The organism is Burkholderia sp. Tr-20355, assembly GCF_017104685.1.
Classification (GTDB): Bacteria; Pseudomonadota; Gammaproteobacteria; order Burkholderiales; family Burkholderiaceae; genus Burkholderia; species Burkholderia seminalis.
Genome location: NZ_JAAGPK010000038.1, coordinates 1 through 21,553 on the forward strand (window position 1 = coordinate 1; position 21,553 = coordinate 21,553).

At 67.7% G+C, this 21,553-nt stretch carries 19 protein-coding genes and 1 tRNA gene; 5 read left to right on the forward strand and 15 right to left on the reverse strand.

The window, feature by feature from the left end:
* The first annotated feature begins 113 nt into the window (after positions 1–113).
* Positions 114–1,262, forward strand: coding sequence for a rod shape-determining protein RodA (gene rodA, locus G3N62_RS12770; RefSeq protein WP_049028978.1), 1,149 nt, complete (start codon positions 114–116; stop codon positions 1,260–1,262).
* A gap of 82 nt (positions 1,263–1,344) precedes the next feature.
* On the opposite strand, the gene G3N62_RS12775 is transcribed toward rodA, so the two are convergent.
* The 14 genes from G3N62_RS12775 to def all read right to left on the reverse strand — a co-directional run bounded on the left by G3N62_RS12775 (position 1,345) and on the right by def (position 14,142).
* On the reverse strand, positions 1,345–2,097 hold the full coding sequence (locus tag G3N62_RS12775; RefSeq protein WP_034190233.1) for a tetratricopeptide repeat protein: 753 nt from the start codon (positions 2,095–2,097) through the stop codon (positions 1,345–1,347).
* Positions 2,094–2,879 (reverse strand): HpcH/HpaI aldolase/citrate lyase family protein, encoded by a 786-nt coding sequence (locus G3N62_RS12780; protein WP_034190232.1) that lies wholly within the window; start codon positions 2,877–2,879, stop codon positions 2,094–2,096. Before G3N62_RS12780 ends, G3N62_RS12775 begins: the two co-directional genes overlap by 4 nt.
* A gap of 317 nt (positions 2,880–3,196) precedes the next feature.
* Complete coding sequence (queD, locus tag G3N62_RS12785; RefSeq protein ID WP_006482561.1) at positions 3,197–3,649, reverse strand: 6-carboxytetrahydropterin synthase QueD; 453 nt, start codon at positions 3,647–3,649, stop codon at positions 3,197–3,199.
* Positions 3,650–3,667: 18 nt separating this feature from the next.
* Positions 3,668–4,300 (reverse strand): 7-carboxy-7-deazaguanine synthase, encoded by a 633-nt coding sequence (gene queE, locus G3N62_RS12790; protein WP_034190231.1) that lies wholly within the window; start codon positions 4,298–4,300, stop codon positions 3,668–3,670.
* A gap of 75 nt (positions 4,301–4,375) precedes the next feature.
* Entirely contained in the window at positions 4,376–5,110 is a 735-nt protein-coding gene (gene queC, locus G3N62_RS12795) for a 7-cyano-7-deazaguanine synthase QueC (protein ID WP_059561481.1), read from the reverse strand.
* A gap of 350 nt (positions 5,111–5,460) precedes the next feature.
* Positions 5,461–5,536: transfer RNA gene (locus G3N62_RS12800), tRNA-Phe, on the reverse strand.
* Between the two features lie 61 nt (positions 5,537–5,597).
* Positions 5,598–6,299 carry a response regulator transcription factor EsaR gene (gene esaR / locus G3N62_RS12805; RefSeq protein ID WP_034190229.1) on the reverse strand — a complete coding sequence of 234 codons (702 nt, stop codon included), beginning with the start codon at positions 6,297–6,299 and terminating at the stop codon, positions 5,598–5,600.
* Positions 6,300–8,714 (reverse strand): sensor histidine kinase EsaS, encoded by a 2,415-nt coding sequence (gene esaS / locus G3N62_RS12810; RefSeq protein WP_034190228.1) that lies wholly within the window; start codon positions 8,712–8,714, stop codon positions 6,300–6,302.
* Positions 8,704–9,294: a DUF4390 domain-containing protein gene (locus tag G3N62_RS12815; RefSeq protein ID WP_034190340.1), complete on the reverse strand. Its 591-nt coding sequence runs from the start codon at positions 9,292–9,294 to the stop codon at positions 8,704–8,706. The genes esaS and G3N62_RS12815 overlap by 11 nt, the downstream gene beginning before the upstream one ends.
* Positions 9,291–10,682: a 16S rRNA (cytosine(967)-C(5))-methyltransferase RsmB gene (gene rsmB / locus G3N62_RS12820; RefSeq protein ID WP_124670498.1), complete on the reverse strand. Its 1,392-nt coding sequence runs from the start codon at positions 10,680–10,682 to the stop codon at positions 9,291–9,293. The genes G3N62_RS12815 and rsmB overlap by 4 nt, the downstream gene beginning before the upstream one ends.
* A gap of 229 nt (positions 10,683–10,911) precedes the next feature.
* A complete protein-coding gene (htpX, locus tag G3N62_RS12825; RefSeq protein ID WP_059561479.1) occupies positions 10,912–11,769 on the reverse strand; it encodes a zinc metalloprotease HtpX in 858 nt (285 codons plus the stop codon).
* Between the two features lie 100 nt (positions 11,770–11,869).
* A complete protein-coding gene (locus G3N62_RS12830) occupies positions 11,870–12,511 on the reverse strand; it encodes a LysE family translocator (protein ID WP_049032085.1) in 642 nt (213 codons plus the stop codon).
* Positions 12,512–12,621: 110 nt separating this feature from the next.
* Positions 12,622–13,605, reverse strand: a complete 984-nt coding sequence (gene fmt, locus G3N62_RS12835; protein ID WP_034190224.1) for a methionyl-tRNA formyltransferase — start codon at positions 13,603–13,605, stop codon at positions 12,622–12,624.
* 33 nt (positions 13,606–13,638) lie between these two features.
* Positions 13,639–14,142, reverse strand: a complete 504-nt coding sequence (def, locus tag G3N62_RS12840) for a peptide deformylase (protein WP_006477461.1) — start codon at positions 14,140–14,142, stop codon at positions 13,639–13,641.
* 185 nt (positions 14,143–14,327) lie between these two features.
* On the opposite strand from def, the gene dprA reads away from it, so the two are divergent.
* The 3 genes from dprA (at position 14,328) to G3N62_RS12855 (ending at position 18,877) form a co-directional block, all read left to right on the forward strand.
* A complete protein-coding gene (dprA, locus tag G3N62_RS12845; RefSeq protein ID WP_241013077.1) occupies positions 14,328–15,641 on the forward strand; it encodes a DNA-processing protein DprA in 1,314 nt (437 codons plus the stop codon).
* Between the two features lie 36 nt (positions 15,642–15,677).
* On the forward strand, positions 15,678–16,058 hold the full coding sequence (locus G3N62_RS12850) for a thioredoxin family protein (RefSeq protein WP_034190222.1): 381 nt from the start codon (positions 15,678–15,680) through the stop codon (positions 16,056–16,058).
* Between the two features lie 194 nt (positions 16,059–16,252).
* Positions 16,253–18,877, forward strand: a complete 2,625-nt coding sequence (locus G3N62_RS12855) for a DNA topoisomerase III (protein WP_124670496.1) — start codon at positions 16,253–16,255, stop codon at positions 18,875–18,877.
* A 138-nt stretch (positions 18,878–19,015) separates the two neighbouring features.
* On the opposite strand, the gene G3N62_RS12860 is transcribed toward G3N62_RS12855, so the two are convergent.
* On the reverse strand, positions 19,016–20,065 hold the full coding sequence (locus G3N62_RS12860; RefSeq protein WP_034190220.1) for a LysR family transcriptional regulator: 1,050 nt from the start codon (positions 20,063–20,065) through the stop codon (positions 19,016–19,018).
* A gap of 426 nt (positions 20,066–20,491) precedes the next feature.
* Between G3N62_RS12860 and G3N62_RS12865 the strand changes: the two genes are divergently transcribed.
* Positions 20,492–21,505, forward strand: a complete 1,014-nt coding sequence (locus G3N62_RS12865) for a D-2-hydroxyacid dehydrogenase family protein (RefSeq protein ID WP_034190219.1) — start codon at positions 20,492–20,494, stop codon at positions 21,503–21,505.
* The last annotated feature ends 48 nt before the right edge of the window (positions 21,506–21,553 follow it).

A 21,553-nucleotide genomic window follows, 5' to 3' on the forward strand; every position in this document is an offset into this window, starting at 1 on the left:
TGGCCCGCCAGCGATGCGCAGCCGCTCGCCGCCGCGCCGCGGGACGACAACCACCGTGCGACGGCCCCCGCGAAAGCGGCGGACGCCGGCACCGCTCATTAACGGAGAAAGGCATGCAATTCGACAAGCGCGCCTGGCTCGACAAGATCAAGCAGATGTTCGCGGGCTTCGACCGCCCGCTCGCCCTCATCGTGTTCCTGCTGCTGTGCGTCGGCATCGTCACGCTGTACAGCGCATCGATCGACATGCCGGGCCGCGTCGAGGATCAGCTGCGCAACATCCTGCTGACCTTCGTGCTGATGTGGGTGATCGCCAACATTCCGCCGACCACGCTGATGCGCTTCGCGGTCCCGCTCTATACGTTCGGGGTCGCGCTGCTGGTTGCGGTCGCGCTGTTCGGGATGACCAAGAAGGGCGCGAAGCGCTGGCTGAACGTCGGCGTCGTGATCCAGCCGTCCGAAATCCTCAAGATCGCGACACCGCTGATGCTCGCGTGGTACTACCAGCGCCGCGAGGGCGGGCTGCGCTGGTACGACTTCGTCGCCGCGTTCGGGATCCTGATGGTTCCGGTCGGGCTGATCGCGAAGCAGCCCGACCTCGGCACGGGCCTGCTCGTGTTCGCGGCAGGCTTCTTCGTGATCTACCTCGCCGGCCTGTCGTTCAAGCTGATCGTGCCGGTGCTCGTCGCGGGCGTGATCGCGGTCGGCTCGATCGCCGTGTTCGAGGAGCGCATCTGCCAGCCGGACGTGCAGTGGCCGCTGATGCACGATTATCAGAAGCACCGCGTGTGCACGCTACTCGACCCGACCTCCGACCCGCTGGGCAAGGGCTTCCACACGATCCAGGCCGTGATCGCGATCGGCTCGGGCGGCGTGCTCGGCAAGGGCTATCTGAAAGGCACGCAGGCGCACCTCGAATTCATTCCCGAAAAGCACACCGACTTCATCTTCGCGGTGTTCTCGGAGGAATGGGGGCTCGTCGGCGGGCTCGTGCTGCTGACGCTGTACATGGCGCTGATCGCGCGCGGGCTCTACATCGCCGCGCAAGGCGCGACGCTGTTCGGCCGCCTGCTCGCGGGCTCGCTCACGCTCGCGTTCTTCGTCTACGCGTTCGTCAACATCGGGATGGTGAGCGGCGTGCTGCCGGTCGTCGGCGTGCCGCTGCCGTTCATGAGTTACGGCGGCACCGCGCTCACGACGCTCGGCATCGCGATCGGGATGATCATGAGCGTCGGGCGGCAGCGGCGGCTGATGAAGAGCTGACCGCGCGGCCTGCCCCGCGGTCGAGGAAAACGGCGCTCCGGGGCGCCGTTTTTCATGGAACGGACCACAACGCCGCGTGCGCTCATGGCGGCGGCGCGTGCGGCCCGCCCGGCTCCGCCGCGCCGCCCGGTGCCGGCCCCTGCGACTTCAGCCGCGCGCTCAGCTCCTTGAATTTCAGCCCGGCCGTCTCGTCGCCCTGCGCGGCCGCCGCCGCGTAATACGCCCGCGCGATGTTCAGGTTCTGCGCGACGCCGTCGCCGCCGCGCTCGTAGAACGACGCGGTCACGTACTGCGCGGTCGGCTCGCCGGCGTCGGCGGCCTGCTTGTACCACCCGAACGCCTGCCGGTTGTCGCGCGGCGTGCCGCGCCCGTCGAGGAACTGGTTCGCGAGCGACAGCTCGGCCTGCACGTGCCCCTGCTTCGCCGCCCGCAGGAACCAGCGATGCGCTTCGGCCGGGTCGCGCGCGACGAACTCGCCGTCGTCGAACATCCGGCCGTACACGTATTGCGCATGCGACATGTTCGCGTCGGCCGCGCGCTTCAGCCAGCGCAACCCTTCGTCGACGTTCGCGGTCACGCCCTCGCCCGTCAGCAGCATCATCGCGTAGTTGAATTGCGCGAGACGATCGCCGCGCTCGGCCGCGTCGTGGAACTGCACCAGCGCCGCGCGATAGTCGCCGGCGTTGTAGTCCGCGACCGCCGACTGCGTCTCGCGCGACGGATCGGGCTTCGCTTGCGGCGTGCCCTGCGCGGCCGCCGCGATACACAGGGCCCACAGGCCGACCATCACGCCGATCCGCGCGCGCACGCCGCATTCACCGCTGCCGCCGTTCATGACCGTACCTCCTGCAATGCCTGCCGCGTCGCGCGCAACAGCCAGCTCACGTCGGCCGACACCGTGATCATCCGGTAGCCGGCCTCGCGGTACTGGCGCGCGGCCGCCGTGTCGCCGGCGAAGATGCCGACCGCGACGCCGGCCTGCCGGCCGGCCGCCAGCACGCGTGCCATCGCGGTTTCGACGTCCGGGTGGCGGATGTCGCCGAGATGCCCGAGGCTCGCCGCGAGATCGGCCGGGCCGACGAACAGGCAGTCGATGCCCGGCGTCGCCGCGATCCGCTCGACTTCGTCGACACCGCGCGCCGATTCGATCTGCACGATCACCGCGACCTGCGCGTTCGCCGTCTGCACGTAATCGCGGCGCATGCCGAATGCCGCCGCGCGCACCATGCCCGCGACGCCGCGCAGCCCGTCGGGCGAATCGGGCGACGGATAGCGCGTGAGCCGCACCGCGTGCGCGGCTTCGTCGGGCGTCTCGATGCCGGGGAACATCAGCGTGCGCGCGCCGGCGTCGAGCGCGCGCTTCACGAGCCACGGCTCGCGCGCCGGCACCCGCACGACGGGCTCGCTCGGCAGGTGGGCGGCCGCGATCGCGCGCAGCTGCGAGGCCACGTCGCGGCTGTCGTTCGGCGCATGCTCCATGTCGATGCAGAGCCAGTCGTAGCCGGCATGCGCAAGCGCTTCCGCGGCCGACTCGCTGCCGAGCGACAGCCACAGGCCGTACAGCGGATCGTCGCCATCACGCAGGCGTTGTTTGAGGGAATTGGTGAGCGTGCTCATCGATACGGCCTCCTGGACGGAACGGCAATCGAACGGGACAAGCAACAGGCGAGGCGGGACGCAACCCGTCGTGCAGTGCGGCACGGCGGCGGCACCAGGATCGCCCCTGGAATCGTTAGTCGGCGACAGGCAGCCGATCTGACAGCGCATGCCGTACGACGGCGCACGGGCATCGTGTCGGGTGCCACTCGACGATCATAGCGCGCGGTTACGTGGAATGTGGGAACAGGCGGGATGCGGCGCCGGCGCGGGTCGAAGCCGCACGGCATGGTGACGGGCAGCCCGCACCGGCCGGCGCGGGCTGCCGGGAAGGAAAATCAGCGGCCGGGCTGGCGCTCGACGTCGGCCCAGCAGTTCGGCGTTTCGTACAGCCGCACGCGCTCGAGGCGCAGGTTCACGCCGTAGTGCGCGTCGTACACGTTCGCGAGGAGGTCGAACGCGATCGCGGCGAGGTTCTCGACGGTCGGGATCCGGTCGATCACGACGGTCTTGTGGTCAGCCATCTGCTCGAGGAACGAGCGCACGACCTCGTCGCGCGCATAGACCAGGAACGCGTGATCCCACTTGCTGACGAGGTGCTCCATCGCGAGCGCCTTCACGTCGGCGAAATCCATCACCATGCCGCGGTCGGGCGCCCCCTCGGTATCGACGAGATCGCCGCGCAGCGTGATTTCGAGCACGTAGCGATGGCCGTGCAGGTTCCTGCACTGGCTGCGGTGATCGGGGATGCGGTGGCCCGCGTCGAATTCGAGTTTTCGGGTAATCAGCACGATGTCAAAAGCCGGGGCTCAGGGAATGTTCAGATATTTGTGGGTCTGCATCGACAGCCGCCACTGCGGATGACGCTTGCACCAGTCGATCGCGAGTTTCGTATTGAGGTCGCGCGACGGGCCGTCCATCGGCTGGACCAGGAAGTACTCGAAGTCGAGCTTCGCATAGTCGGCCAGCCGCTGGTTGTCCTGGGGGATCACGACCTTCAGCTCGTTGCCCTTCGTGACGACGAGCGGCGCGTCGGCCTTCGGGCTCACGCAGATCCAGTCGATCGATTCGAGCACCGGCAGCGAGCCGTTGGTCTCGATCGCGATCTCGAAGCCGGCCGCGTGCAGCGCGTCGACGAGCGGCTGGTCGAGCTGCAGCATCGGCTCGCCGCCCGTGCAGACGACGAAGCGGTGCGCCTCGCCCTCCGGCCACAGGCCGGCGATCGTCGCGACGAGCGCATCGGCGTCCTTGAACTTGCCGCCGTTCTCGCCGTCGGTGCCGACGAAGTCGGTATCGCAGAAGCGGCACACGGCCTCCGCACGATCCTCTTCGCGGCCCGACCACAGGTTGCAGCCGGCGAACCGGCAGAACACGGCCGGCCGGCCCGCATTCGCGCCCTCGCCCTGCAACGTGTAGAAAATTTCCTTGACCGCGTAAGTCATCGTGCTTCGTCCGGCTCGCGCCGCTCGTTGTCGATCAGAATCCGTTATTCGTGCGGCGCTGCCGGCGCATCCGCGTCACAGCGGCGCTTCGGTCACCCGCTCGCCCTTCAGGTAAGCCTCGTAGCCGCGCTTGCGCAGCTTGCAGGCCGGGCACTCGCCGCAGCCGAAGCCCCAGTCGTGCAGTTCCGCGCGCTCGCCCACGTAGCACGTGTGCGTCTCGACGCGGATCAGTTCGACGAGCGCTTCGCCGCCGAGCTGCTCGGCCAGTTGCCAGGTCTGCGCCTTGTCGAGCCACATCAGCGGCGTCTCGAGCACCATGCGCGTATCCATCCCGAGATTCAGCGCAACCTGCAGCGCCTTCATCGTGTCGTCGCGGCAGTCGGGATAGCCCGAGAAATCGGTCTCGCACATCCCGCCGACCAGTACGCGCAGCCCGCGGCGATAGGCGATCGCCGCGGCGATCGTCATGAACATCAGGTTGCGGCCCGGCACGAACGTGTTCGGCAGGCCGTTCGCCGTCGTCTCGATCTCGATCGTGCGCGTCATCGCGGTATCGCTGATCGCGCCGAGCACCGACAGGTCGATCATGTGATCGTCGCCGAGCCGGTCCGACCATGCGGGAAAATCGCGCTTCAGCGCTTCGCGCACGCCTTCGCGACATTCGAGCTCGACGATATGGCGCTGGCCGTAATCGAAGCCGAGCGTCTCGACCGTCTGGTAGCGTTCGAGGGCCCATGCCACGCACGTGGCCGAGTCCTGCCCGCCGGAAAACAACACGAGCGCGCCGTCTTTAGCGTCTGTCCGAGTCACCGTGATACTCCGTGAATGTGTAGGCTCGCGTCGCGCTCCGACCCTGGGCCGGCTGCCGCCGGGCGGCCCGACGCGGCCGGCCCGCGCCGGCTCGACCAGTATAGGCAGCGCGGTCGGCCGCGAACGCGGCGGCGCGCTTATACCGTCCATCGCGCAGCATCATTGCCGCATGCCGCGGCGGCGTGCGCTTCGCAGCCTGCCGTGCGCGTGAAGCGATGCGCTAAGTCATTGAGCGGGCACGGATTTTATCATGCCCCTGCGAATGCTGCCGGCCACGCCGCCCACGACACGCGATACCCACCACAAACGAAAAACCCCAAGAACCTTCCGATTCTTGGGGTTTTAAATGCTGGTGGCCTGGGACGGAATCGAACCATCGACACGCGGATTTTCAATCCGCTGCTCTACCAACTGAGCTACCGGGCCAACGAAGAATGAAAGTATATCGAGCTATTCGTACCTGAGCAAGTGCTTTCACAAAATATTTTTATACGGCGCCTTCGGTCGGCTTCTTGCCGAGCTCGACGCCGAGCTGCTTGAGCTTGCGGTACAGGTGCGTGCGCTCGAGGCCCGTCTTCTCCGCGACGCGCGTCATGCTGCCGTTCTCTCGCGCGAGGTGATATTCGAAGTACGCGCGCTCGAACGCGTCGCGCGCTTCGCGCAACGGGATGTCGAACGGGATCGCGGCCGTCTGGCCCGCCAGGCCGAGTGCCGATGCCATGTCGTCGCCGAGCGTCGGCAGCGCGGCCGCGGACGCAACCGCCGCGGGCCCTGCGGCCTGTCCGGCGCCGGCCTTCGCCGCCGCGTTCGCCGACACCGGCGCCGCGCCGCGGGCGAGGCCGTGCTCGACGGACTTCAGCAGCTTCTGCAGCGCGATCGGCTTCTCGAGGAAATCGAGCGCGCCGATCTTCGTCGCCTCGACGGCCGTATCGATCGTCGCGTGCCCGGACATCATGATCACGGGCATCGTCAGCAGCCCTTGCGCCGCCCACTCCTTGAGCAAGGTCACGCCGTCGGTATCGGGCATCCAGATATCGAGCAGCACGAGATCGGGCGCCTGATTCAGCCGGTATTCCCGCGCGGCCTGCGCGTTCTCCGCCGCCTCGACGACATGTCCTTCATCGCTGAGGATCTCCGAGAGCAATTCCCGGATGCCCATTTCATCATCTACCACCAGGATGGTTGCCATTTACGCTGCCTTTGTCTGCTCACTTGCTTTTGTCTTAGCGGGGGTCGCCCCGTCCTGTGCGCGATGTTCGGCGCCTGGCGTATCGCTTGCCATCTGCAGGAACAGGATCGACACCTGCGCACCCTCGACGGTCTCGCCGTGCATGCGATTGCGCAGATCGATCCGCGCGCCATGCTCGTCGACGATTTTCTTGACCGTGGCCAACCCGAGCCCCGTGCCCTTCGCCTTCGTCGTCACATAAGGCTCGAACGCGCGGGTCAAGATGCGTGCCGGAAAACCGGGCCCGTTGTCGGACACGGTAAGACGTACCGCGACGCGCGTTTTACCCTCGGCGTCGGGATCGCCATATTCTACTGTCTTGGTTTCGATCAACACACGCGGATGCGCGGACTCCGCGACCGAATCCTGCGCATTCTGCAGCAGGTTGTGAATCACCTGGCGCAGTTGCGTCGCGTCTCCGCGTATCACCGGCAGCGACGGCGCGAGCTCGGCGACGATCGGGCTCTTGCCTTCGCCGACACCATACAGCCCGAGCACCTCGCTCGCCAGTTCGTTCAACTGCAGGTTCGCGAGCACCGCCGGCGGCGTGCGCGCGTATTCGCGGAAATCGTCGACCATCCGCTTCATCGCCGCGACCTGGTTCACGATCATCGTCGCGCCGCGCTTGAGTACGTCCGCATCGGACGGCGCGAGCTTGTCGGACAGCTTCATCTGCAGCCGCTCGGCCGACAGCTGGATCGGCGTCAGCGGATTCTTGATCTCGTGCGCGAGCCGGCGTGCGACCTCGCCCCACGCGACCGACCGCTGCGCGGAAATCACGTCGGAAATGTCGTCGAACACGACGACGTAACCGGACGTCTGCGGATCGTCGGCCTGCCCTTCGACCGTCGACACGAGGCGCGTGCCGCGCACGAGCAGCGTCAGCGGATCGCTTTCGCCCGGCACCTCGATCGCGAACTGCTGCTGCCAGTGGCCGCGGTCGCCGCTGCCGCCGTCGGACGCCGCCTCGCGATCGGCGAACGCCTTGCGCACCATCGCGCCGAACCCCGCGGCCACGCCGATCCGGTCGAGCGTCGTGCCGATCATCGAGTTGAACGGCTGCCGGAAGATCCGCTCGGCGCCGCGATTGGCCGTCGTCAGCCGGAACTGGCGGTCGAGCACGAACACGCCGGCCGTCAGGTTCGCGAGGATGCTCTCGAGATACGTCTTCGAATGCTCGAGCGCGATGCGGTTCTTCTCGACCGCGAGCCGTGCCTCGGACAACTGCCGTGTCATCGCGTTGAACGACTGCGTGAGAAAGCCGAGCTCGTCGCGCGTCTTGATCTCGCGCTTCGGCGTGTAATCGCCTTCCGTGATCTCCTTCGTGCCCTGCGCGAGCAGGAACAGCGGCCGCGCGAGCTGCTGGCCGAGCGCGAGCGCGAGCATCATCGCGATGAAGGTCGCGAGGAACAGCGCGAGCGTCAGCGTGCCGATGTACATCTTGCGCAGCCCCGTGCGGCCGAGCGACTTTTCCTGGTACTCGCGGTAGGCGCGCTGCACGGCGTCCGCGTTGTGCGCGAGCGTCGGCGGCACCGGCTGCGTGAGCTGCAGGAAGCGCTCCGCCGGCTGCAGCAGCGACGTCGTCGCATCGGGAATCGGCCGCACCACGCGCAGCCGCAGCGCGCCCTTCGCGCCATGCGCGCGCGGGTCGCCGTCGACCTCGCCCTCGATCGCCGCGTACGCGCCGTGTTCGCGCGCCTGGCTCAGCATCAGCGGTGTCGGCAGGTCGTCCGGAATCAGCGCCGCGAAATTGCCCGACGCCTGCGCGACGATGTGCAGGTCGGGCGCCGCGCCCGAGCCGCCGCGGCTCGGCTCGACGATCGTCGCGTCCTGCACGCCGAACTGGTCGCGCAGCCGCAGCAGCGTGAGCGTCGTGCCGTTCGTGTTCGCGTCGACGCTCGCGAGCTGGTCGGACATCAGCCGCGCCTTCGTCTGCAGATCGGACAGCGATGCATCGAGCATCCCGCGGCCGAGGTTCAGGCCGGCCGTCAGCGCCGTCTCGACGTTCACGTCGAACCACGACTCGATACTGCGCGACACGAACTGGTACGACACGATGTAGATGATCCCGCCCGGCACCACGCCGACGAGCGCGAAGAACACCGCGAGTTTCGCGAGCAGCCGCGTGCCGAACTTGCCCTTCCTCAGGCGCACGACGATCATCCCGATCAGCCCGAGCACCACGAGCAGGAACACGAGCGCGACGACGATGTTCGTCGCGTACAGCCACGAGTAGTAGCGATCGAAGAACTCGGTGTTCGCGCTCGCGGCGGCGAGCAGCACGAGCAGCAGCAACGCGGTCAGCGCGACGGTCGAGACGATCACGCGAATGAGGAAGCTCTTCCCGCTGGCCGCGCGGCGCACTTTATTTAGCACGTTCGGTCACCGTGAAGTTGAAGCGCTTCCAGTCGGACCCGAGCGTCCAGTCGCGGTTGTTCACGGCATCGACCTGGAACGGCTTCGGCATCAGCGCCGTGTCGAGCTGCATCCGCACCGACGCCGTGTAGGTCTCGCCCGCGCGCACCTGGTTGCGGTCGATCACGTGCCACGACGTGATGTGCCGGATCACGGCGAGCGCGTCCTTCAGCGACGGGAAGCCGAGCTGCAGGCCGCCCGTCGACACGCGGTACTCGCGCGTGAGCGGCTGGAACGACAGGCGGATCGTCTGCGTCACCGCCACCGGCTGCTCGTCGAACCAGTACCAGCGCGCGCGGCTCAGCTCGAAGTCGGTCGTGAAGTAAAGCGGGATGCCCTTGTTGACGGCATCCTCGAGGTTCGGATTCAGCTCGAAGTCGAAACGCGCGTCGAGGCTCCAGCCGCTTCCGTCGGCCTGGAGCGACGCGCGCTGCACGGCGATCGATTCGGCATGCGCCGGCCGGACGACGGCCAGGCACAGCATCAACGCGACCAGCAGGACGGCCGCGAGCCGAAAGGGAAAAAGGTGTTTGATCGTCACCGTTTCTGAAACCGCGCGTAGAAAAATCCGTCGTGATCGGTGTTCTGGTCGAGTGCGCCGGCGGCCGCCCGTCCCTGCACGCCGCCCGGCAGCAGCTGGCCGGGGGCGTCCAATCGTACCGCATCTTCACAGGCCGCTTCAAACCAGCGGGCCTGCATTTCGCCTTCTTCCGGGAAGATCGAGCAGGTCACGTAAAGCAGTTCGCCGCCCGGCTTCACGAGCGGCCACAGCGCCGACAGGATGCGGCGCTGCTCCGCGACGAGCGCCGGAATGTCGGCCTCGCGGCGCAGCCAGCGGATGTCGGGGTGCCGCCGCACGATGCCGGACGCCGAGCACGGCACGTCGGCGAGGATCCGGTCGAACGGGCGCCCGTCGTACCACGCGTCGGGTGCGCCGGCATCGCCGACGCGCACGTCCGCCTCGAGCGACAGGCGCACGAGATTCTCGCCGATGCGCGCCGCGCGCGTTGCATCGCTTTCGAGCGCAACGACTTCCGCGTCAGCGAGTTCGAGAATATGGCCGGTCTTGCCGCCGGGCGCCGCGCATGCATCGAGCACGCGCATGCCGTCGCGCGCGTCGAGCCATTCGGCCGCGAGCTGCGCGCCGGCGTCCTGCACCGACACGACGCCGTCGGCGAACCCCGGAATGCGTTCGACCGGCAGCGCCGACGCGAGCCGCACCGCGTGCCGGCCGATTGCGGTCGCTTCGATCCCGCTCGCACGCAGCGTCTCGAGATACGCGTCGACGCTCGCGCGGCGCGCATTCACGCGCAGCGTCAGCGGCCCCTGTCGTTCGCCGGCCGCGAGGATCGCCGGCCACACATCGGGCGCTGCACGCTTCACCGCATCGACCCACCATGCGCGGTAATTCCAGCGTGCGACCGGATCGTCCTGCATTGCCGCGACGAGCGCATCGCGTTCGCGCAGGAAACGGCGCAGCACCGCGTTGACCATGCCCTTCGCGAACGCGCATTCGCGCCGCGCGCCGATGACGGTGACGGCCTGGTCGACCACCGTGAACGCCGGATACGCGGCCTCGTCCGCCGGGTCGAGCAGCAGCGCGAGCGCGCCGGCGAGCACCGCATGCACGTGCGCGGGCGGCGCCTTGCTGACGAGTTTGCCGATCAGCCAGTCCGCGCTGCCGAGGCGACGCATCGTCCGGTAGGCGACGTCCTGTGTCGCACCGCGCGCGAGCGCCTGTGCGCCGGACGCCATCTGCGCGAATACCGCCGACAACGCTGCCGGCAGCGCGGTGCCGCGCCGTACCGCATCGACCGCCTGCGCGGCCGCGTCGAGCGCGAAGCCGAGCGAATCGGGCGCCAGATGCAGCGCGGCCAGACGCGCCGGGCGGCCGGAAGAAGACGGAGCGGAAGAACGGGTTCGTGTCATCGGTACGGAATCGGCAATCAGGCGCGGCAAACAAATACGGCTAACGGCAGGATCGCGGCGGCCGCGAGGCCCCGCGATCCCAAACCGCGCATTGTAGCGTGCGACCACGCGGCCCCTTTGGCCCCTTTGACCTCTTTAAGGCGCGCCCAAATGAAACACCCCGCAGCGCGAAGCGTGCGGGGTGGCATGCCGGCCCCCGCGCGGCAACGGCCGCGCGGTACGCCGGGGTTCAGTCAAAGCGGCCGGTACGCGCCATCTCCATCAGGCGCGCGATGCGCTCCTCGGTGGCCGGGTGCGTCGAGAACAGGTTCTGCAGGCCGCCGCCGTGCAACGGGTTCATGATCATCATCTGCGCGGTGGCCGGATGGGCCTCGGCCGCCTGGAACGGGATACCCGCCGCATAGCGATGGATCTTGTCGAGCGCGGTCGCGAGCGACTGCGGATCGCCGGAAATCTGCGCGCCGCCGCGGTCGGCCTCGAACTCGCGGGCCCGCGAAATCGCCATCTGGATCAGCGCGCCGGCGATCGGCGCGAGCAGCGCGACCGCGATACCCGCGATCGGGTTGGCCGGCCGGCCGTTCTCGTCGCGCCCGCCGAAGAACATCGCGAAGTTCGCGAGCGCGGAGATCGCGCCCGCCATCGTCGCGGTGATCGTCGAGATCAGGATGTCGCGGTGCTTCACGTGCGCGAGCTCGTGCGCCATCACGCCGCGCATCTCGCGCTCCGACAGCACGCGCAGGATGCCCGTCGTCGCGGCGACCGCCGCGTGCTCGGGGTTGCGGCCCGTCGCGAACGCGTTCGGCGCATCCTCGTTGATCAGGTAGACGCGCGGCATCGGCAGGTTCGCGCGCGTGGCCAGCTCGCGCACCATCCGGTAGAACTGCGGCGCCGTGTTCTCGTCGACTTCCTGCGCGTTGTACATGCGCAGCACCATCTTGTCCGAGAACCAGTACGAGAAGAAATTCATGGCGAGCGCGAACAGCAGCGCGATCGTCATGCCCCGCGAGCCGCCGATCATCCCGCCGATCACGATGAACAGGGCCGTGATCGCGGCCATCAGCATCGCCGTTTTGACCCAATTGAACATACCCACTCCTTATCCGTCAGGGGACCCGCCGCGCATCACAGCGCACGGCGGAAAATTGTAAGCGATTTGTTAGATAAGGTCTTGCCGGAAAAATTCAATCTCAGCGTTGCGATGCCGCAAGACGCAGCCCGAGGCCGACGAACGCGCTGCCGACCGTGCGGTCGAGCCATTTCCTGACGCCTGGCTTGCCGGAAAAACGCTGCGTGACGCTGCCCGCCACCCATGCGACGAGGCTGGTCCAGACCGTGCTCATCGCGACGAACACCGCGCCGAGGGTCAGGAACGCCCATGCCTTGTGCGGGCTGTCGGCCGACACGAACTGCGGAAAGAACGACACGAAGAACAGCACGACCTTCGGGTTCAGCACGTTGGTCCAGAAGCCCTGCATGAACAGCTGGCGCAGCGGCTTGACGGCCGCGGCCTGCGCGGCTTCGGCGCCCGACGGCGCGGCGGCCTGCTTCGTGACGATCATCCGCACGCCGAGGTAGATCAGGTAGGCCGCGCCAACCAGCTTGATCACCGTGAACGCGGTGGCCGACGCCGCGAGCAGGGCGGTCAGGCCGAATGCGCACGCGAGCGCGTGCACGCAGCAGCCGGCCGAAATGCCGAACGCCGACATCAGCCCCGCGCCGCGGCCCTGCGCGACGCTGCGGCCGACGATGTAGGCCGTATCGGGGCCGGGCGTGACGTTCAGCAAGAAAACCGCCAGCACGAAGAAACCGAAATGGGTGATGCCGAACATGAAAACCTCGAAACCGGAGAGCGCAGGGAAATTCTACGCGCGCCTGCCGCGCCGCGCGACTCGGCCGTTCGGCCGATTGCGCAGGGCGGGCAGGTCGGATCGAATGGCGCTCAGGCCGCGTCGGGCAACGCGAAACGCTGGCCCGCGGCGAGCGGCGAGCCGGCCAGGAATTCGCGCGCGGGCAACCGCTTGCCGCCCGGCTTCTGCAACTGCGTGACGCGCAGCGCGCCGCTGCCGCACGCGACGACCACGCCTTCCGGCGCGGCTTCGACGATCGTGCCGGGCGCCGCGTCACCGCGCGCCGCCACGGGCTCTGCCGCCCACAGCTTGATCGCCGCGCCGTCGAGCGTCGCGACGCCGCCCGGGAACGGATCGAACGCACGCACCTGGCGCGCGAGCACGTCGGCAGGCTTGCGCCAGTCGAGCGCCGCTTCGTGCTTGTCGATCTTTTCCGCATAGGTCACGCCGTCGGCCGGCTGCGGCGTCGCCGGCAGCGTGCCGTCGCGCTCGAGCCGCACGAGCGCGTCGACGATCAGTCGCGCGCCATCGGCGGCCAGACGGTCGTGCAGCGTCGCGGTCGTATCGTCGGCCGCGATCGCGACGCGGGCTTCCTCGATCATCGCGCCGGTGTCGAGGCCGACGTCCATCTGCATCAGCGTGACGCCCGTCTCGGCGTCGCCGGCCTCGATCGCACGATGGATCGGCGCGGCGCCGCGCCAGCGCGGCAGCAGCGACGCATGGATGTTGATGCAGCCGGCGCGCGGGATGTCGAGCACTTCCTGCGGCAGCAGCAGGCCGTACGCGGCCACCACCATCACGTCGTGCGGCGTCGTGCGCAGCAGCTCGATCGCGTCGGCCGCCTCGGCCGGGTACTTGCCCGCGCGGCGCAGCGACGGCGGCTGCGCGACCGGCATCCCGTGCTCGACGGCGTAACGCTTCACGGCGCTCGCCTGCAGCTTCATCCCGCGCCCCGCAGGGCGATCGGGCTGGGTGAGCACGAGCGGCACCGGGAAACCGGCCTCGTGGATCGCGGCAAGGGCAGCCGCGGCGAATTCCGGCGTGCCGGCAAAAATCACGCGCAACGTATGGGTCATGAAAGCGTTCGGGTCGGGCAGGGGGAACGCGCGTTACATCGCGCGTTCGAGTTTCTTCATCTTCGTCTTGATGCGCGTCTGCTTGAGCGGCGACAGGTATTCGACGAACACGCGCCCCATCAGGTGATCCATCTCGTGCTGGACGCACACGGCGAGCAGGCCTTCGCAGTCGAGCTCGAAGGTCTCGCCCTGCTCGTTGAGCGCGCGCACGCGCACGTGATCGGGCCGCTCGACTTCGTCGTAGATGCCCGGCACCGACAGGCAGCCCTCTTCATAGATCTGCTTCGCGTCGCTCGACCACACGATCTCGGGGTTGATGAACGCGCGCAGCTCGTTCTTCTCCTCGGAGACGTCGATCACGATCACGCGCTCGTGCACGTCGACCTGCGTGGCCGCCAGGCCGATGCCGGGCGCCGCGTACATGGTTTCGGCCATGTCGGCGACGAGCTTGCGGATCCGGTCGTCGACCTTGTCGACGGGCTTGGCGACCTTGTGCAGCCGCTTGTCGGGGTAATGAAGAATATTGAGCAAAGCCATGGTGTTCGGTATTCGGTGGAGCGACGTGCCGCATCGGCCGTCCGGCCGACTGGTGCCGCCGCCGGGATGCAATGAAGATGGGGCGGATGCGTGGCGAATCAACGCCGCGGATCGCGCCTCCTGCAATCGGCCGGGCGCTTGTGCGCGCGGCCCTGTCGAGTATTTCGGATGATGAAAATTTTATCATGGCGCCACTCGGTTCGCTGGCCGCCGCATTCGAGGGCAGCCTCATGTCGCCGCAAGCGCTGACGCCGTCCGCGCTGCGCGCGTGGCTGCAGCTCGCGCATGCGCCCGGCCTCGCGCCGGCCGTGCTGCAGATCCTGCTCGATACCTTCGGTTCGCCGGCCGCGCTGCTGCGCGCATCCGACCCGGCCATTGCCGCGGTGAGCAGCGCCGCCGCCGCGCAAGCCGTCCGCGCGAGCGAGCGCGGCGATCTCGACGTGTGCACCGACGCCGCGCTCGCGTGGCTCGACGCGCCGGGCAATGTGCTGGTCACGCTCAACGATCCGGCCTACCCGCCGCGGCTGCGCGACCTGCACGATCCGCCGCCCCTGCTATATGTAAAGGGCCGGCTCGACCTGCTGCATGCACGCGGCCTCGCCGTGGTCGGCAGCCGGCACCCGACGCCGCAGGGGCTCGCCGACGCAACGGGCTTCGCACGCGCGTTGTCCGACGCAGGGCTCTCGATCGTCTCGGGCCTCGCGCTCGGGATCGACGGTGCCGCGCATCGCGGCGGGCTCGACGGCCGCTCGGGCACGGTCGCCGTCATCGCGACGGGCGCCGATCTCGTCTATCCGGCGCGGCATCGCGCACTCGCGCACGAGATCGCCGCGCGCGGCGCGATCGTGTCCGAATGGCCGCTCGGCACGCCGGCCCGTGCCGCGCATTTCCCGCGGCGCAACCGGCTGATTGCCGCGCTGGCGATCGGCACGCTCGTCGTCGAGGCCGCGCCGCGCTCCGGCTCGCTGATCACCGCGCGGCTCGCGAACGAACTGGGGCGCGACGTGTTCGCGGTACCGGGCTCGATCCACGCACCGCTTGCCCAGGGCTGCCACGCGCTGATCCGCGACGGCGCGAAGCTCACCGCATCGCCGCTCGACGTGCTGGAGGAATACGGGTTGGGCGAACCGGCAGCGCGCGCGACGGGTGGTGCCGCGCGCGCCGACAGCCGTGACCCGACAGACGGCGAAATTCGCGCCCCCGAATCCGCCTCCATCGCACCAGCGGATTCCGCCGCAGCGGCCATCGCGCCGGCCCGGATCGACGGCCCGCCACCCTGCTCCCCGCCGGAGCGAGCCGTGCTTGCCGCCTTGGGATACGGCCCCGTTACCTACGAGTGGCTCGCCGAACACAGCGGCCTGCCCGACGACGTGCTGCACGGCGCGCTGCTGGCGCTGGAGCTGGCCGGCCGCGTCGCCAGCCTCCCCGGCGGACGCTTCGCGCGGCTTGACGCCGCGCCCACCCCGGCCGCGCGCGGCGTGCTACATTCCCCGGCATAGAGGCGGCCAAGCCGCCGACGATATCCAAGGAATTCCATGCCCGCGCTGAACCTCGACACCGATGCGGATCGGATCGCCGAGCGCCTCGCCGATCCCGGCACGTTGCTCGTCGCCTGCCTGTGCGCCGAGTGGTGCGGCACGTGCCGTGACTACCGGACGGCCTTCGACCAGCTCGCCGATGCGCATCCAAACGCCTGTTTCGCCTGGATCGACATCGAAACGCATGCCGACCGGCTCGACGATCTCGACGTCGAGAACTTCCCGACGATCCTGATCGAGGACGCCAACACCGCACGTTTCTTCGGCACGGTGCTGCCGCACGCGGCGATCGTCGAGCGGATGCTGTCCGACCTGAGCGCGGTACCCGGCGCGCCGCACGCACCGAAATTGCGCAACGTCCTGATCGTCGAAGCCTGAATTCGCCGGCCGGCGCAGCGGTTGGGCGCGTGTTTGCGCGCCTCGCCGCGGCGGGGCGCTTGCCGCCGTTGCAGCCCCCCTCTATGATGGGCCGCTTTTTACACGCCGAGCCGCCGTCGCTGCGGCGTGTGCTATAAAGCGGTCGTAAAAGCGACCCACAACCGGCGAACCCGGTCTACCAACACACACCTGTCATGTCCAAAGCACTGATCATTGCGGAAAAGCCTTCTGTCGCGAACGACATCGCACGCGCTTTGGGCGGCTTTACCAAGCATGACGAGTATTACGAGAGCGACGATTTCGTCCTTTCGTCCGCTGTCGGCCACCTGCTGGAAATCGCCGCCCCGGAAGAGTACGAGGTCAAGCGCGGGAAATGGAGCTTCGCGCATCTGCCCGTCATCCCCCCGCATTTCGACCTGAACCCGATCGCAAAAAGCGAGTCGCGCCTCAAGGTGCTCACGAAGCTGATGAAGCGCAAGGACGTCGACCGCCTGATCAACGCATGTGACGCGGGGCGCGAGGGCGAACTGATTTTCCGCCTGATCGCGCAGCACGCGAAGGCGAAGCAGCCGGTCCAGCGCCTGTGGCTGCAGTCGATGACGCCGCAGGCGATCCGCGACGGTTTCGCGAACCTGCGCAGCGACACCGACATGCAGCCGCTCGCCGACGCCGCGCGCTGCCGCTCGGAAGCCGACTGGCTCGTCGGGATCAACGGCACCCGCGCGATGACCGCGTTCAACAGCAAGGGCGGCGGCTTCTTCCTGACCACCGTCGGCCGCGTTCAGACGCCAACGCTGTCGATCGTCGTCGAACGTGAAGAGAAAATCCGCCGTTTCATTCCGCGCGACTACTGGGAAGTGAAGGCCGAGTTTGCGTGCGCCGGCGGCTTCTACGAAGGCAAGTGGTTCGACCCGAAATTCAAGCGCGACGAATTCGATCCGGAGAGGCGCGACTCCCGCCTGTGGAGCCTGCCGGCCGCCGAAACGATCGTCGCCGCGTGCCGCGACCAGATCGGCACGGTCTCCGAGGAATCGAAGCCGTCAACGCAACTGTCACCGCTGCTGTTCGACCTGACGAGCCTGCAGCGCGAGGCGAACAGCCGCTTCGGCTTCTCCGCGAAGAACACGCTCGGTCTCGCGCAGGCGCTGTATGAAAAGCACAAGGTGCTGACCTACCCGCGTACCGACGCGCGCGCGCTGCCGGAAGACTACCTGTCGACGGTCGAGTCCACGCTCGAGATGCTCAAGGAGAGCAACAACTACCTGCCGCACGCGAAGCAGGTGCTCGACAAGGGCTGGGTCAAGCCGAACAAGCGGATCTTCGACAACTCGAAGATCAGCGACCACTTTGCAATCATCCCGACGCTGCAGGCGCCAAAGTCGCTGTCCGAGCCGGAGCAGAAGCTGTACGACATGGTCGTGAAGCGCTTCCTCGCCGTGTTCTTCCCGGCGGCCGAATTCCGCGTCACGACGCGGATCACCGAAGTCGCCGGCCATCACTTCAAGACCGAAGGCAAGGTGCTCGTCGAGCCGGGCTGGCTGCAGGTGTACGGCCGCGACGCCGAAGGCGCGGACGCGAACCTCGTGCCGGTGCAGAAGGACGAGAAGGTGAAGACGGACGAAATCGCCGCCGTCGCGCTCGTGACGAAGCCGCCCGCACGCTATTCGGAAGCGACGCTGCTGTCGGCGATGGAAGGCGCGGGCAAGCTCGTCGAGGACGACGAGCTGCGCGAGGCGATGGCCGCGAAGGGTCTCGGCACGCCGGCAACGCGTGCGGCGATCATCGAAGGCCTGCTCGGCGAGAAATACCTGCTGCGCGAAGGCCGCGAGCTGATCCCGACCGCGAAGGCATTCCAGCTGATGACGCTGCTGCGCGGGCTCGGCGTGAAGGAACTGACCGCGCCCGAGCTGACCGGCGAATGGGAATACAAGCTGTCGCAGATGGAGCGCGGCAATCTCGGGCGGGACGCGTTCATGCAGGAAATCGCCCGCATGACGCAGCAGATCGTCAAGCGCGCGAAGGAATACGATTCCGACACGATCCCCGGCGATTACGCGACGCTCGAGACGCCATGCCCGAACTGCGGCGGCCAGGTGAAGGAAAACTACCGCCGCTTCGCGTGCACGAAGTGCGAGTTCTCGATCTCGAAGATCCCGGGCAGCCGGCAGTTCGAGATCCCGGAAGTCGAGGAATTGCTGCAGAAGAAGGAAATCGGGCCGCTGTCCGGCTTCCGCAGCAAGATGGGCCGCCCGTTCTCGGCGATCCTCAAGCTGTCCTTCGACGACGAGACGAAGAACTACAAGCTCGAGTTCGATTTCGGCCAGGACCAGGGCGGCGAGGAAGGCGAAGCGCCCGACTTCTCCGCGCAGGAACCGGTCGGCGCGTGCCCGAAGTGCAAGGGCCGCGTGTTCGAGCACGGGATGAGCTACGTGTGCGAGCACTCGGTGGCGAACCCGAAGACCTGCGACTTCCGCTCGGGCAAGGTGATCCTGCAACAGGAAATCACGCGCGAGCAGATGGGCAAGCTGCTGGCCGACGGCCGCACGGATCTGCTGCCGAACTTCAAGTCGTCGCGTACCGGCCGCAACTTCAAGGCGTTCCTCGTGAAGCAACCGGACGGCAAGATCGGTTTCGAGTTCGAGAAGAAGGAGCCGAAGGCCGCCGCCGCGAAGAAGACGGCAAAATCGGCGACGAAGGAGGCCGAAACCGTGACGGAAGGCGCCGAAGAGAAAGCGGCACCGGCCCGCAAGACGGCCGCCAAGACCACGGCGACCAAGACCGCCGCCCGCAAGACGACGACGCGCAAGACGGGTTCGTAACGGCCCGGCCGCCGGGAGCCGGGAGCCTTCCCCGGCGTATCGGGCTGCGCCAGGCAGCCATGAAAAAAACGCGGATCGATCGCTCGATCCGCGTTTTTCTTTTGTGCCGGCGGCAATCGCCGCCCGGCCGTCGCGCCGTTACAGCGGCGACGGCGCCGCGACGCGCGTGCGCGGCGAACGCGGCAGGCGCGGCGACAGGTTCGGGTCGGCCGCTTCCGGCTGCTCGGCACGCGTCTCGACGCCGATCGGCGCGAGCGCCGAACTCTGCGCGGCCCACTGTTCCCCCATCATCGCGTCGGTCGAGTGGCTGAAATGCTCGACGAGGTGGTCGATGAAGGTCCGGACCTTCGCAGGCAGATGGCGCCGGCTCGGGTACGCGATGTTGATCTCGACCTGCGGCAGCCGGAAATCCGGCAGCAGCCGCACCAGCGCGCCGCGCGCGATGTCGCTGCCGATCAGGTAGCTCGGCAGGATCGCGACGCCCATGCCGAGCAGCGCGAACTGGCGCAGCATCGCGGTGTTGTTCGCGACGATCACGTTGGTCGGGCGCACGCGCACTTCGCCGTCCGGCCCCGTGAACACGCGCTCGTCGCCCCAGTATTCGGTCGGCAGGCTCAGGCTCGGGTGCTCGGCGAGCTGCTCCGGATGCGTCGGCACACCGTGCTTCTCCAGGTAGCTCGGCGTCGCGCACACGGTCATGCAGCCGGTGGTCAGGCGCCGCGTGACGATGCTCGCGCTGCGCATCTGGCGCGTGACGACGATACCGACGTCGAAGCCTTCCTCGACGAGATCGACCTGCCGGTCGACCAGCGTGAGATCCGGCACCACTTTCGGGAAATTCTCCGTGTACGACTGCAGCACGGGCGCGAGGTTGTGCAGGCCGAACACGACCGGCGCGACGATGCGCAGCGTGCCGACCGGCTCGTGATTGCGCGCGACGACCATCTGCTCGACGTCCTCGAGCTCATCGAGGATCTGGCGGGCACGCTCCAGATAGACCTGACCCGACTCCGTCAGGGAGAGGCTGCGCGTGGTGCGATTGAGCAAACGTGTGCCAAGCCGGCCTTCCAGGTCGGCGACATGGCGCGTCGCGACCGCGTTGGAGATATCCATTGCGCTCGCGGCCCGCGCGAAACTGCCGAGATCTGCAACCTTGACGAACACGCGCATCGACTGCAAATGATCCATAAACGACTCCTGCCGCTAGTACAACTTCAAAAAGATGAAGCAAATGCGTAATTCTCCTACGACAGCGGAAATGATGCAGAGTTGCTCAACAAGGTGCCGGTTGACGATAAAAATAGTCAAAAATCCTCGCCTTACGCGGATGGATGATCCAATTATTCTGATTGGAGCAACAATTGGGTGAACCTCGTCGAGTAAGCAGCCGAATCAGGAAGGACGTGTCTGATGCGACACAACAGCGCACCCTTCCACACTGCGCGCGAGCGGCGCCGGGTCAGGCTCCCGCCAATTGCGGCGGAGCGTAACAACCTGTTAAAAAGACACCATGAAGGCGGCCGACGTAGCATCATGTCGGCCCCGGCCGGGCGGGACGGGCGCGCAACGTGCGCCGCCGCCACGGCCGCTTTCAACGCGCGACACCCGTTCACCATGAAAATTGCCATCCTCGACGACTACCAGGACGCCGTCCGCAAGCTGAACTGCTTCGAGATGCTCGCCGGCCACGACGTGAAGGTCTTCAACAATACGGTGCGCGGCCTGGGACAGCTCGCAAGCCGCCTGGCGGAAGTCGAGGCGCTCGTGCTGATTCGTGAACGGACCCCGATTACGTCGCAACTGCTCGCCAAGCTGCCGAACCTGCGCATGATCAGCCAGACCGGCCGCGTGTCGAGCCACATCGATCTGGAAGCCTGTACCGACCGCGGCATCGCGGTGCTCGAAGGCACCGGTTCGCCGATCGCGCCCGCCGAACTGACGTGGGCGCTCGTGATGGCCGCCCAGCGCCGCATTCCGCAATACGTCGCGAACCTGAAGCAGGGCGCCTGGCAGCAGTCGGGCCTGAAGACGTCGGCGCTGCCGCCGAACTTCGGCCTCGGCCAGGTGCTGCGCGGCCAGACGCTCGGGATCTGGGGCTACGGCAAGATCGGCCGGCTCGTCGCCGGCTACGGCAAGGCCTTCGGGATGAACGTGCTGATCTGGGGCCGCGAGCATTCGCTCGAAGCCGCGCGCGCCGACGGCTACACGGCGGCCGAGAGCCGCGAAGCGCTGTTCGAGCAGAGCGACGTGCTGTCGCTGCACCTGCGCCTGCACGACGACACGCGCGGGATCGTGAAGCAGGAAGACCTGATGCGAATGAAGCCGACGTCGCTGCTCGTCAACACGAGCCGCGCCGAGCTGCTGGAGGAAAACGCGCTCGTCAACGCGCTGTCGCACAACCGTCCGGGGATGGTCGCGATCGACGTGTTCGAGAGCGAGCCGATCCTGCAGGGCTACAGCCTGCTGCGGATGGAAAACGTGATCTGCACGCCGCACATCGGCTACGTCGAGCGCGAAAGCTACGAGCTTTACTTCAGCGCGGCGTTCCGCAACATCCTCGCGTTCGACGACGGCGACATGTCGAGCGTCGCCAACCCGGAAGCGCTGACGCCGATCCGCAAGCGCTGATCGCACGGGCTGCGCGCGCGCCGCGCGGCCCCGCTTCTCCCTTCCCGA

Bases quoted from the DNA above. Each gene is read 5' to 3' on its own strand.
- fmt (WP_034190224.1), bottom strand. From the start codon at position 13,605: ATGACCCATACGTTGCGCGTGATTTTTGCCGGCACGCCGGAATTCGCC.
- queE (WP_034190231.1), bottom strand. From the start codon at position 4,300: ATGACTTACGCGGTCAAGGAAATTTTCTACACGTTGCAGGGCGAGGGC.
- G3N62_RS12775 (WP_034190233.1), bottom strand. From the start codon at position 2,097: ATGAACGGCGGCAGCGGTGAATGCGGCGTGCGCGCGCGGATCGGCGTG.
- rodA (WP_049028978.1), top strand. From the start codon at position 114: ATGCAATTCGACAAGCGCGCCTGGCTCGACAAGATCAAGCAGATGTTC.
- G3N62_RS12830 (WP_049032085.1), bottom strand. From the start codon at position 12,511: ATGTTCGGCATCACCCATTTCGGTTTCTTCGTGCTGGCGGTTTTCTTG.
- dprA (WP_241013077.1), top strand. From the start codon at position 14,328: ATGGCGCCACTCGGTTCGCTGGCCGCCGCATTCGAGGGCAGCCTCATG.
- G3N62_RS12780 (WP_034190232.1), bottom strand. From the start codon at position 2,879: ATGAGCACGCTCACCAATTCCCTCAAACAACGCCTGCGTGATGGCGAC.
- htpX (WP_059561479.1), bottom strand. From the start codon at position 11,769: ATGTTCAATTGGGTCAAAACGGCGATGCTGATGGCCGCGATCACGGCC.
- G3N62_RS12855 (WP_124670496.1), top strand. From the start codon at position 16,253: ATGTCCAAAGCACTGATCATTGCGGAAAAGCCTTCTGTCGCGAACGAC.
- esaR (WP_034190229.1), bottom strand. From the start codon at position 6,299: ATGGCAACCATCCTGGTGGTAGATGATGAAATGGGCATCCGGGAATTG.
- G3N62_RS12865 (WP_034190219.1), top strand. From the start codon at position 20,492: ATGAAAATTGCCATCCTCGACGACTACCAGGACGCCGTCCGCAAGCTG.
- G3N62_RS12860 (WP_034190220.1), bottom strand. From the start codon at position 20,065: ATGGATCATTTGCAGTCGATGCGCGTGTTCGTCAAGGTTGCAGATCTC.
- G3N62_RS12850 (WP_034190222.1), top strand. From the start codon at position 15,678: ATGCCCGCGCTGAACCTCGACACCGATGCGGATCGGATCGCCGAGCGC.
- rsmB (WP_124670498.1), bottom strand. From the start codon at position 10,682: ATGACACGAACCCGTTCTTCCGCTCCGTCTTCTTCCGGCCGCCCGGCG.
- def (WP_006477461.1), bottom strand. From the start codon at position 14,142: ATGGCTTTGCTCAATATTCTTCATTACCCCGACAAGCGGCTGCACAAG.